Below are 12,352 nucleotides of genomic sequence, written 5' to 3'. Positions count from 1 at the left end.
GTTTGACCCCAATTATCGATGAGTGGGTAGTGTTTCAACTTTCAGAAGCCACTGCTCATCATCTAACTAGGAGAAAACCCCATGGCCTATAGTGACCAAGTTATTGATCATTACGAAAACCCACGCAACGTCGGCAATCTTGACAAAAATGCCAAAAACGTTGGTACTGGTATGGTTGGTGCCCCAGCTTGTGGCGATGTGATGCGTCTACAAATCCAAGTCGATGATAACGGTATCATCGAAGATGCACGCTTCAAAACTTACGGCTGTGGTTCAGCAATTGCCTCAAGTTCGCTCGTTACTGAGTGGCTAAAAGGTAAGAGCTTGGATCAAGCTGGTGAAATTAAGAACAGTCACATTGCTGAAGAACTGGCATTACCACCAGTAAAAGTGCATTGCTCTGTACTTGCAGAAGATGCTATCAAAGCTGCTATTAGCGACTATAAAGATAAGCACGGCGCAGCAGCAGTAACCGAAGAAGCTGTTATCTAAGGCTAAACCTACTGGCCTATGCGCTGCGTAGAATTAGCAGTGCTAAGTAGCAACACGTTAAACAGCTACTGATGCTAAAAAGGTGACAATGACACTTATGTAATTGTCACCTTTTATTTTCTAATAGCCGCTAGGGCGTGTCATTAATTAGATTGTGAGTCTTAAAATGAGAAAAATTGTAGATAAACAAGGAAGAAATTGCCGTTAATATGAACATATTGACAAGATTTCTGACGATGTTTAGCAAAATTTAGCCATTTTAAGGCCACTAAATGTATTAATGTGCTAATTGATGACACGCCCTATCATATTATTTTGGCAAACTTGTGATTCCAGTTGCCAGTCTATACAGATTTTTTATTGATACTTATAATTAATAGTCAATGGGAGTTGGCATGATTGAAATGACAGAACGCGCCGCTCAACATGTTCGGGATTTTTTGGACAATCGCGGTAAAGGTGAAGGCATTCGAGTGGGTATCCGCACAGCGGGTTGCTCAGGTTTGGCTTACGTTTTAGAGTTCGTAGATACCCCTGACGAAAATGACACGCGTTATGAAAGCCGTGACGTCAGTATTTTTATTGATCCTAAAAGCTTGGTCTATTTAGATGGTTTATTGATGGACTATGAAAAAGAAGGATTGAACGAAGGCTTTAAGTTCACTAACCCCAACCAAAAAGGCGAATGTGGTTGTGGTGAGTCATTTACCGTTTAATGATTCAATGGCTTAAGGTTGCTGACTTTGCTCTTAAGCAATGATAAAAGAATGCTGCCACAATTAAGTCAGTGTGGTCGACCAAATAACAAACCTATTCTGATATTGACAACACTTTAAAAATAAATAGAAAAAGAAAGGCGTATGATATGACAGATATTACTCAAGAAGCACAGTTTGATAACTTTTTTGCCCTATTTGAGCAGCCTGTACAATTTGAAGTCAATCAAAGTAGTCTCGATCAACATCTACGTCTGCTACAAAAACGTTATCACCCTGACAATGTCGCCAAGAACTTGGCAGACGCCGCACAAGCGCAACAGCAGTCTGAGCAAGCGTCAGCATTGATTAACCAAGCTTATCAAGCGTTGAGTGCGCCTGATAGCCGTGCGAGCTATATGTTAGATATGGCGGGACAAGCACAGAATCTAGAACACTCAATCGCAGATTTAGACTTTTTAGAAGATGCGATGCAGATGCGTATCGAATTAGATGAAGCGATTGAAGACAAAGATCGCCCAACCTTACAGCAATTACATCCGCAGATTACCGAACGTTTGACGAAACAGTCTAAGCGTTTTAGTGACGCGTACCAAAGCAAGGACTGGCAAACGGCGATTGATGCGACGCAAAAACTGAAATTCTTGGTCAAGTTAAATGCTGACGTGACGACAGGGCTTGATGAGGTTGCGACGTCTGAACATTCAGATGATGATGATTTATACGTTTAGATAATGAATATTTAAACGCTTGTGTTATTAATAATGTATACACGCTTTTCTAATTTATTACTCTTATTTAAAGCTATATTTAAAACGATAGTTAAAATAGTCCCAACGATACCGTATAATCCCTTATTTTAAGCACTATTAAACGCTACTCTCTTATATATTAGAGAAGAATCGCAGCCGTTGACTGTCATAGCGCCTATGTTGTACTTGCCTCATTTCACTTATTCATTTTATCTTTGAGTTATCTTATGTCTTTATTGCAAATTGCCGAACCTAATCAAAGTACCCAACCCCATCAGCATCGTTTTGGCCTAGGGATTGATCTTGGTACTACGCGCTCATTGGTCGCTGTGGTGCGCTCAGGCAAGGCGCAAGTGTTAGAAGCAGGCGCAGCTAACGATACTCTATTACCTTCTGTGGTCTATTATCCAAGCACAGGCAACCCGCTTGTCGGCTATGATGCCCTAGCCCACTTGGCGGATGATCCAAAAAATACGATCGTCTCGGCTAAGCGCTTTATGGGTCGTAGCCAAGCTGATATCAAATTCTCTCATCCTTATGAATTAAGTGGCAGCAAAGACGATATGCCAGCATTCGTGACTGCTCAAGGCGAAGTATCGCCTGTTGAGGTATCAGCGCGGATATTGGCAACGCTTGAACAACGTGCAGCCACTGCATTGCCTGCAGACAGTATTGAAGGTGCGGTGATTACCGTTCCCGCTTACTTCGATGAAGCTCAGCGTCAAGCGACCAAAGATGCCGCCCAAGCAGCCGGTATCAATGTGCTGCGTCTATTAAATGAGCCTACCGCTGCGGCAGTCGCCTATGGTCTCGACCAAGCTACGCAAAATGGTGATAAAGAAAGCTACTACTTAATTTACGATCTGGGTGGTGGTACTTTTGACGTTTCTATCTTGAAGCTGAATGATGGCGTCTTTGAAGTATTGGCAACTGGCGGTAACAGTGCGTTAGGTGGTGATGATATCGATCGTCTGATAACCAATTGGCTTATCAAACAATTAAACATTGATCCCAAAGATGTGAGTCGTCATGACAAGTCAATACTGGCGCAACAAGCCAAAGCTTATAAGCAGGCATTGACTGACGATCAACAAGTTGATATCGATATCACTGTGAATGAGCAGGCTTATCAAGGTGTGTTGCGCCGTGAAGATTTGCTGGCTATTACAGAACCTGTTAGCCGCCGCACGATAAGCGTCTGTGAACAAGTGCTACGTGATGCCAAGCTATCTACCTCAGACCTAGATGAGGTTATCTTAGTCGGTGGCTCTACTCGTATGCCTGCTGTGCAGCAAGTTGTCACTGAATTTTTTGCCAAGCAGCCGCTCTGTCGTCTGAATCCAGATGAAGTGGTTGCTTTGGGCGCAGCACAGACAGCGCATCAGTTAGTCAACGGCGATAGTGACAATAATTTATTACTGTTAGACGTAACGCCATTATCGCTCGGTCTTGAGACCATGGGCGGCTTAGTTGAAGTACTGATTCCACGTAATACGCCTATCCCCGTCAAAAAACGCCAAGTATTTACCACGTACCAAGATGGTCAAACAGGCATGGTGATTCACGTGGTACAAGGTGAGCGCGAGACGGTGGACAACTGCCGCTCATTGGGACGTTTTGAGTTGTATGGTATTCCATCGATGAAAGCTGGGTTTGCCCGTATCGAAGTGACTTTTAGTATTGATGCTAATGGTCAGCTAACTGTCAGTGCGCAAGAGACCACCACCAAAACAGAAAGTAAGATTGAGATTGTGCCTTCTTATGGTTTATCTGACGAGCAAAAAGAGCAATTACTGGTGGCTGGATTTAAGTACGCAGAGGAAGATAAAAACGCACGCTCTTTAATTGAAACAAAAGTAGAAGCGGAGCGTGAAGTACTGGCTCTACAATCTGCACTCAATGAATTTTCAGCATTACTATCCTCTGAAGAACAAAGCATTTTAGCAGAGCAAATCAAAGCTCTAGCAGCCGCGCTCGACACTAATGACTTGAGCTTTATTGAAACTAAGCAGGCTCAGCTCAAGCCTCATAGCGATGCCTTTGCTGCCAGTATTATGAATCAAAGCGTCAAAGCCAGCATGGCAGGTACGAATGCCCAAGATTGGTAGCAGATACGTTTAAGAATGCGGCTTAGCGACCATACTAAGCTCATCTCTTATATTTTTATTTTTTTAATTGATTAGCACTGGAAAGACGATTTATGCCAAAAATTACCGTATTACCGCATCATGAAATTTGCCCTGAAGGCGCCGAAGTCGAGCTAGAAGCTGGTAGCAACCTATGTAAGGCGCTAATAGAAAAAGGCATTAAAATTGAACATGCATGTGAGATGTCAAAAGCTTGCACTACGTGTCATGTGGTCGTTCGCAAAGGCTTTAATAGTTTAGATGAGATGGACGACATTGAGGCCGATTTATTAGATCGTGCTTGGGGCTTAGAGCCTGACTCACGCCTATCTTGTCAGGTTATGCTCGATGATGAGGATTTAACCATCGAGGTTCCTAAATATACGCTCAACCATGCCAAAGAAAACCATTAAACAACCTATCTTACTGTTATGTTAAAAAAGCCAGCTATCGTCATGATAGCTGGCTTTTTTGTGCTCAATATTATAGATATTGCTTTTAGACGATTATTTATGACCATTGTTGTCACGTTTGCATTCTGCTGCTATATCAGTTGCCAACTTTTCTTCTTCTTGTTCAACCCGCTCAAGCGCAAAATTTAAGCGCGCCCTGATATCTTGATAATCATTATCTTTCATATCTTTAAAGTTCAAATGCAAGTTAAAACCTGGCAGCGTGTGATCAACCCATTTAGAGAGATGACCCTTATCAGCATCAGGATCAAGCACTTGCCAAGCATTTACTTGGTCATCAAAGCCTTTTAGCTGAAATGCACCAGCGTGCTGACATTCATAATTATGGCAGATGTAATCGTAGGTACTCTCACTAACTAATATTTCATCTTTATCAGCACTCGCTTCAAGTCTGGCTGCTAAATTGGCTTCTTTACCGATCAAGGTATAGCTGAGACGATTGTTGCTGCCAAAATTACCAACATGGCAGTAACCTGTCGTAATTCCAATGCGTATGTACAGTCCTTCAAAACCCATGAGCCGCCATTTTTGTCTTAAAGTGCGCATCTCACGACGCATATCTATCGCCATTGCGATACAATCTAGCGCGTCCTGGCGAGCACCGCGGCTCTTTGGTTCGCCAAAAAAACACACCATGCCATCGCCAATGAACTTATCAAGCACGGCGCCATGTTTATTGGCTATCAACGTCATACAGTGCATATAAGTATTTAAAATATCAGCCAGATTATCAGAGCTTAAACTATCGGACAATTCGGTAAAACCAACGATGTCTGAGAACATAATCGTCAGCTTAGCACGCTTATTAGAAACGATGACTGGGCTGTCAGATTTGACGATGGGTTCCCAAATTTGCGGCGGTATGAAGCGTGTTAACTTATTAATAACGGAGACCATCCTGCTTAGACGCCCGACTGCCTGATTAGCACGCGTTTCATAACCGAGATATTCTTGATACATATACTGAAACTGACACAGAATAACCGCCATACTTGCCAATAACACGATTGGTGTTGTCCAGCCTTCATAGCAATCTATCTCAGCTACCGCCAAAGTGACGCTAACATAATAAAAAACAATGACCGTTATAATTGAGCTGGCGATCAGCTTTAAATTATTTTCAGAGCCACTAATGATAATCCTAAGACCTATAAGCGCAGCTAAACTCAGCGAAATAATGATGCAAAACTGTACTGATCCGATGACCGCCGACAATAAAATAATGACAATATTAGACGTCCAAAAACTTTTTGGGCGACGATAATTGTAGATTAGTATCATTAAGCTTGGCAGACAAACAATAACAAGAAGTGCCATTGAGGTAGATCTAAAATCAAAATGTAACGCGAGGAGTATGACCGTGAGAATTAAGACGAAGACTTCTGGATAGTCAAATCGATATACCCCTTCATTTTTTGAAGGGCGATTTGGTCTCAGCGTGTCTAAAAAAGGCATATAAAGTGTTCGCTTAAGCAAAACAGGTGGTCGGAAAGACTAAAAGGCTACGAAGATAGTACAGGTGCATCAACTACCTCTATTATCAAGTCGGATATTAATCAGTTATCACTATATTATAATTGATATTATACTTTTTAAGTATGTTAAAAACTATGTCATATATAACCAAAAGTATACCACCTATCACTTATTTTACCTTGAATCTATTTTAAATCGGAATTACGGTACTTATTTTGCCGACGATGCTTGATCAGCCAACCGATGATAATTATGATAGCCAGTATGCCAAACCCTTTAGAGTAAGGGGCTAATGCGCCTTCGATGGCCTCATAGTTCTGTCCGAGATAATATCCCGCTAACGTTAATACGGTAGTCCAAATACTGGCACCTAACGCTGTCAATACTAAAAAAGGCAACAGCGGCATCTTGTTCATGCCAGCAGGTATAGAGATGAGCGAGCGAACGCCAGGCACCATACGCCCAAAGAACACGGCTGTTTTGCCATGTTTATCGAACCAATCATTCGCAGAGGTAACGTCATCGGGTTTAACGAAAACGTATTTGCCATATTTTTGGGTAAACGCGACCAAACGTTCTTTATCAAATACACGACCTAAATAATATAAGGGCAACGCGCCAAGTGAGGCACCTAGTGTACCGGCGACAATAACCAGCATTAAATTTAAGTCGCCTTTTGACGCGGCAAAACCGGCCGCCGGCATAATGACTTCAGAAGGTATCGGTGGGAAGACGTTTTCGGCAAACATGGCAAACACAATACCAAAGTAGCCAAACTTTGCCATAATACTGAGTACCCATTCGCTGATTTGATTCATAATTACTGCCTCCCCTTATTAAAACTATAGACGATTTATTTTTCTAATTTTGAGTAAACCTAACAATGTAACTATCCAAACACTGCTATTAGGGTCTGTTGAACATTCAAATGTGGCACTGGCAGTGGCTATTTGAATGTTCAACAGACCCTAGTCTCAACCTCATTTATGTCAAAACATCCTGTTTTATGCTATTTATAGCACTTGCACTATGGCAACGATTAGACAAATCCTATGACCAGTAATTCGCCTATTTCAATGACTTCTAGATGGATCTCCTTAGCATGCGCATTAGGGGTCTTTGCTCTTCTGTACTCATTGACTAATATCTATGCGCAAACACTTTTTTATGCTACTCAGTTTTATGCTACTCAGCTTTCTAAGCTAAGTAGCATTAACCCTATATGGCCTAAGAAAGTCCATATACTAGCCATACCGATTGACGCAGCTATTCCCTTTGTTGCGCTGATGATTGTGCCTTATAGCTGGTCAATCATGCTGTTTTGCGCCAGTTTTTTTATGGTAAAAACACCAGCACAGCTCTCCTTATTAACGCGCAAGTTAATCCTAGCCACCCTTTTTGCTTGTTTTATCTTTTATGTGTTTCCCGCCAAATTCACTTTTGAGCGGCCTACAGTTTTGGGCTGGACACACTATGGCTATCAATTTTTGCATATAACAGACAAACCTTTTAATCAGTTCCCTTCCTTGCATGTGACATATGCTGTATTACTAGGGACGTCATTATGGCAACTTTCAAAATCTGCCCTCTATCGCCTGACGCTCTGCTGTATCTGTAGTCTCATCATCATATCTACCGTTCTGACTTACCAGCATCATCTACTAGATATTGCTGGTGGGTTGTTACTGGCAACGTTGATACTGGTAATAACCAATAAGCTGCGAAACAATTTGGTTTTAAAGTATCTGACAGTGGCGATATCAGGATTTTTAATCCTATCGATAGCAGGGTTTATGCTCAATAGAAGCATGACCTCTATTACTTTTGCAGGGTTATATCGTTTAGTCGCCACGTATTGGATGTTAAGTTTTTTTGTCTTAGCTTGGGCTTATCAATATCCCAATCAACCTCGCGACAAACGTTGGTTTGCAAAGGATGAGCAAGGGCGCTTGCTCCTATCTACTTGGCTGACGTTTGCACCCTTACTATTAGGCTACCGGCTGATGTGGTATGTCGGGCAACGGTATCAGCTCACTCAACATACAAAATCAGATTTTGGCTCATTGAACCATACTGATAGATGTCCAACACATAAAATAGTAGACTCGGTATATGCAGTTGCTACCCCAACATTATTTGGCTTATCTAAAATGAGCGATGAGCATTATTCATACTTTTCTAACTTTGCGATGATTATTGTGATTGATTCGGCTGTGGAAACCAACAGTCATAGTTTGAGTTTAAAACAAGCATTGCATACCCATCATACTTACGCGCAAGCACAAAGATTAGGCGCTGGTCATTTAGATGTCAGTAATTTAGAGGTTAATCATGACGACTCATTATCCTGCGATTTTCATCCATCATTTGCTGCTGTTCAGATGAGATATCTTTATTTTCCACTATTAGACTTACAGTCGTTAGGAGAGATTGATACTCAGCACTTTATCCATTTATTTAAGCAGATAGACATATTAACAGCCATTGATATAGTGACTAATATCACTAAAAAAAAGCTGCCTAGCAAAACAATCCTCATCAACTTCCAATGCGTGATGGGACTATCCCGTAGCGTCGCCCTGCACGCTTTATATCTGATATATCGAGGACAACTGACTGCCGATAATTACGTTACTTGGATCAACGAGCAGTATCCAAAAGCGCATATCAATGATAATTATCTACCCAAGTCGCTCGTTGACAAGGTTGGGGGCTTGGCTAAAAATACTTGAACAAGCATTAAGGAAATATCATCAATATATGAGCTCTCTTTTTTTGAAGCATACTGTTGCGAGTGCGCAAGCAATTGTCAGTGACAGCAGCATCGATACCAAGGTATGACTAAAAAAATGGTCGCCAAAGAGCATTTTGTACCCTCCCATCGCCCACCCTAAGACAGTGACTGTCTCAAAGATTCTATAGCGATATTGTCGTAGCGTCGGTAAAAACGCCAAGCCATATAAAGAAAATCCTGCGCTGGCATGTGCTGCTGGAAAACACTTGGCGGGTGTCATAGCCACTATGCTTTGCCAAAGATTAAGGTATGGTAAGTCACCGTTAAAAACCATCAAGTGATTGGGGCAACTGACGTGGGTCATGCCTTTGAGTACAGCAATGGTAGTCGGCACCATAATCAATACGCTCAAAAGATAACTTATCTCACGCACCGATAAGGGAGTAAGTAATCTATCAAATTTTGATTTACTGGGCAGAGAGGTTGTAATCAAGGGCTGTCTATACTTGATGATTAACACGGTTATTAAGTAAACGCCGAGCAAAATCAGCAATAATTTAGGTAAATCATAAAAGATAAACGCGTAAGGCTGCGCACCTTTATCTATCAGCCATCGACCATTTGCATAGAAAAGCTCACTGATACGAAGGTCCAATTGGCTATGCTCAAATGTCAGTGTCGCAATGAGGGTGAGGCACAAGAGTTTGAGCCAAGCCCAATCAGCGGAATTGGTTTTTACAGTCATTGATACACCCAAAAGATAGGATTCACAAGAAAGTGCTAGATAGCGCTATCAGCCATAGCAGGGTTAAAAGCAATAATGCCAAAAATTGTGCAGCAGAACCGACATCTTTGGCTATTTTGGCCAGTGGATGCTGCTCTGTCGAAGTATGGTCAACACTGGCTTCGATACCCGTATTAAATAACTCAACGATTAATGATAAGAAAGAAGCGACTATCAGCAGCATTTTTATACTGAGATCAAAAGGCGTGAAGATGAGTGCCATGAGTAAGGCAAAGTTGAGCCACAAAACCTGTCTAAAGGCCGCCTCAAATTGGTAAGCTGCTTTAAAGCCATCTATAGAGTAACTGGTGGCTTTGACGATACGGGCAAGACCTTTTTTACCTTTCGCGTTACTGGCATAACTATCAATTGCAAGCAATGGGATGGGAACCGGTTGGCCAATAGGCTCAAAATCGGGCTTTTTATAGTCAAAGTGAGAGGGTGTGACTTTGCTCATATTGAATTCTTTATACTCATGAATAGTAGGATATGCTGCAAGTGTTGAGTATAAGATAGCAAAGGTTAAGACAACGTTAAGAAAGCATTAAAAAATTATGAGCATTTTTTAATGCTTCGCATTGATGAGTGCTATTGATAATAAATACTAAACGTACTACCACCACTTTCATTGGGGTGATGGGTTAACTGCCAGCTCATATGGGTCATGATACGCTGCACGATACTAAGCCCTAGCCCCGTACCTTCTACTTTATAAACAGAATGAAAGTTAGGTGATAGATCTTTATCCATTTGATTGTCGGTATCACTGTGATTTAGACGCTCAAATCTTTCATAAAGCAGAGGCATCATAACTTCAGGAATACCCAGACCAGTATCTGTCACCGTTATTTTTTTAGCATCGATAGTGACAATGACTTCTCCATCATCCGTATACTGAAACGCATTTTTGATCAAATTACCCAACGCCATTTTGAGTAACTCAGGTCGCACATAGGCAGTGTATTCTTGGTCTGCTACCACTGTGCAGGTCACTGTTTTATAACGCAGCAGATACTTCAAACGTTCAATTTCATTGGCTGCAATGCTATTAATGGACGTTAGCGGCGCATCCAATTTTTCAGGCGCACGCGAAAGCAATAATAAAGCCGTGATAATTTCAGAGGTCTCTTTGGCAGTATTGCTGATACGATTGGTAAATTCGCTCAAGCGACTGTCATGTTCTAGCTGTGAGGCCAACACTTCAGACGCGCCCATAATGATTGTCAATGGTGTGCGTAGCTCGTGGCTGACATCACCTGTAAACAGCTGCTCGCGTTTTAGATACTGCTCCAGTTTATGGTTTTTTTCATCAATCGCTCGAGCCAACACTCCGACTTCCGACGGCAAATGGGTCAACTCTGTCAAGTTACGATGGTCTGTTTCCACTGCCCGCTTTAGAGCCAGTAAAGGCTTGATGATTTGCTTGGAAGACAATTGAGAAAAGACAATAGCAATCAATAAACTTAAAATGACAGCAGCTTTCAAGGCAGCCGCAAATATGTCCTCTAAATGCTCAAAGATTGCCAAAACAGGATAATTTTCCATCACCATATCGGTGTTTTCTAGGTAGGTTAGAATGTAATTTTGTTGGTCGCGGTGATAGTGAAAGAAATGCAGTTCAGTGTTCGTTTTGTCTGCGCCCGTATCAACAGTGATAGAAATCTCTTGCACCGTTTCAGTCGCTATGGCTTTTAAATTCTCAGGTGCACTATCATAACGATAAATTTTAATCCCTGGTTCTGCCGTATAAACCGTCTGCTCACCATACTCTTTCTGACTGAGCTCTAGCTGCTGCAACAGACGAGCTTTAACCAAATCCTGCTCTATTCGCATTTCGGCATACAAAAAAATACTGACAAAAGTGGCGCATAGTAACAAGGCAAATAAGAGGTAGGACACACGAAACTTATTGGCTATAGAATCTATATTAAACATGGCATGGGCTTAATTGGTAGTAGCAGAGAATAGATATAGGTTATCAGGGGTATAAATACGCCCGACCAGTTTATCGTTATGGAAAGTAAGATGGCTCACAAAATGATAAAAAATGATCTGCGAGACAAGTTACGACAAATTATCAGGGTCGACTATCTGATAGCCAACGCCTGGTATGGTCATTATCATCGGTTGAGCAAATGGCTTATCGACCTGTGCCCTTACGCTATGAAGATGAGTGCGCAAAGCATCACTACTTGGGATATCTCGTCCCCAAACTTTTTCCTCAAGCTCCGTTTTGCTGACCACTCTAGGAGCGGCGTTCATCAGCGTGGCGAGTATCTTAAACCCAGTTGGGGTCAGTTTTAAAAAGATGCCCTCGCGCTGAATAGTGTGCTCATCTGTATTTAGAGACAGTTTACCGACCTCTATACTATGCCGAAAATGCTCATCTTGATGGCGACGTATGAGCGCTTTGATACGGGCTTCGAGCTCCACCAGTGAGAAGGGTTTGACCAGATAATCATCAGCACCACTATCGAATCCTGCGACTTTATCCAAGACCGTATCGCGAGCCGTCAGCATCAATACCGGCGTCTTATCATGCAACTCTTCTCTGAGCTTCTTGCACAATTGAGTGCCATCCATACCAGGGAGCATCACATCCAATAATATAACGTCATAACGATTGGTTGATGCCAAGGTCAAACCACTGTAACCATTGTGAGCATTGTCGAGCTCAAAACCTTTTGGCTCAAAAAACGCATAGATATTGGCGACGATATCGGGATTGTCTTCAATAATAAGTATCTTGTACATGGCTATGACTACCTAAAGATGATTGCCTAAATATGACTGCCTAAA

The 12,352-nt window shown here is 41.9% G+C and carries 12 protein-coding genes; 6 read left to right on the top strand and 6 right to left on the bottom strand.

Annotation, left to right across the window (positions count from 1 at the left end; translation table 11 throughout):
- The first annotated feature begins 81 nt into the window (after positions 1-81).
- The 5 genes from iscU (at position 82) to fdx (ending at position 4,499) form a co-directional block, all read left to right on the top strand.
- Positions 82-492, top strand: coding sequence for a Fe-S cluster assembly scaffold IscU (iscU, locus tag IE130_RS08085; RefSeq protein ID WP_010199375.1), 411 nt, complete (start codon positions 82-84; stop codon positions 490-492).
- A 395-nt stretch (positions 493-887) separates the two neighbouring features.
- Complete coding sequence (gene iscA, locus IE130_RS08080; protein ID WP_025653020.1) at positions 888-1,208, top strand: iron-sulfur cluster assembly protein IscA; 321 nt, start codon at positions 888-890, stop codon at positions 1,206-1,208.
- Between the two features lie 149 nt (positions 1,209-1,357).
- Positions 1,358-1,939, top strand: a complete 582-nt coding sequence (hscB, locus tag IE130_RS08075; protein WP_189584326.1) for a Fe-S protein assembly co-chaperone HscB — start codon at positions 1,358-1,360, stop codon at positions 1,937-1,939.
- 248 nt (positions 1,940-2,187) lie between these two features.
- Entirely contained in the window at positions 2,188-4,068 is a 1,881-nt protein-coding gene (gene hscA, locus IE130_RS08070) for a Fe-S protein assembly chaperone HscA (protein WP_189584323.1), read from the top strand.
- 92 nt (positions 4,069-4,160) lie between these two features.
- The gene (gene fdx, locus IE130_RS08065) at positions 4,161-4,499 is read left to right on the top strand and encodes an ISC system 2Fe-2S type ferredoxin (RefSeq protein ID WP_010199366.1); all 339 of its coding nucleotides are present in this window, start codon (positions 4,161-4,163) and stop codon (positions 4,497-4,499) included.
- A gap of 93 nt (positions 4,500-4,592) precedes the next feature.
- Here the strand turns inward: fdx and IE130_RS08060 are convergent, their stop codons facing one another.
- Both IE130_RS08060 and IE130_RS08055 read right to left on the bottom strand, forming a co-directional pair.
- Complete coding sequence (locus IE130_RS08060) at positions 4,593-5,876, bottom strand: adenylate/guanylate cyclase domain-containing protein (RefSeq protein WP_227676169.1); 1,284 nt, start codon at positions 5,874-5,876, stop codon at positions 4,593-4,595.
- A gap of 344 nt (positions 5,877-6,220) precedes the next feature.
- Positions 6,221-6,853, bottom strand: coding sequence for a DedA family protein (locus tag IE130_RS08055; RefSeq protein WP_189584317.1), 633 nt, complete (start codon positions 6,851-6,853; stop codon positions 6,221-6,223).
- A gap of 234 nt (positions 6,854-7,087) precedes the next feature.
- Between IE130_RS08055 and IE130_RS08050 the strand changes: the two genes are divergently transcribed.
- Positions 7,088-8,767, top strand: a complete 1,680-nt coding sequence (locus IE130_RS08050) for a phosphatase PAP2/dual specificity phosphatase family protein (RefSeq protein ID WP_201574470.1) — start codon at positions 7,088-7,090, stop codon at positions 8,765-8,767.
- A 21-nt stretch (positions 8,768-8,788) separates the two neighbouring features.
- Here the strand turns inward: IE130_RS08050 and IE130_RS08045 are convergent, their stop codons facing one another.
- From IE130_RS08045 to IE130_RS08030, 4 genes are all read right to left on the bottom strand, one after another.
- Complete coding sequence (locus IE130_RS08045) at positions 8,789-9,514, bottom strand: PAP2 family lipid A phosphatase (protein WP_189584312.1); 726 nt, start codon at positions 9,512-9,514, stop codon at positions 8,789-8,791.
- A gap of 22 nt (positions 9,515-9,536) precedes the next feature.
- Positions 9,537-10,010, bottom strand: coding sequence for a diacylglycerol kinase (locus IE130_RS08040; RefSeq protein WP_010199357.1), 474 nt, complete (start codon positions 10,008-10,010; stop codon positions 9,537-9,539).
- Between the two features lie 131 nt (positions 10,011-10,141).
- Positions 10,142-11,488, bottom strand: a complete 1,347-nt coding sequence (locus IE130_RS08035; protein WP_189584309.1) for a sensor histidine kinase — start codon at positions 11,486-11,488, stop codon at positions 10,142-10,144.
- 129 nt (positions 11,489-11,617) lie between these two features.
- The gene (locus IE130_RS08030; RefSeq protein WP_189584306.1) at positions 11,618-12,307 is read right to left on the bottom strand and encodes a response regulator transcription factor; all 690 of its coding nucleotides are present in this window, start codon (positions 12,305-12,307) and stop codon (positions 11,618-11,620) included.
- Between the last annotated feature and the right edge of the window lie 45 nt (positions 12,308-12,352).

The sequence above is a fragment of the Psychrobacter glaciei genome (assembly GCF_014652895.1).
Taxonomy (GTDB): Bacteria; Pseudomonadota; Gammaproteobacteria; order Pseudomonadales; family Moraxellaceae; genus Psychrobacter; species Psychrobacter glaciei.
Note: the sequence above shows the minus strand (reverse complement) of the source record. Positions and strands in the feature narration are given on the sequence as shown.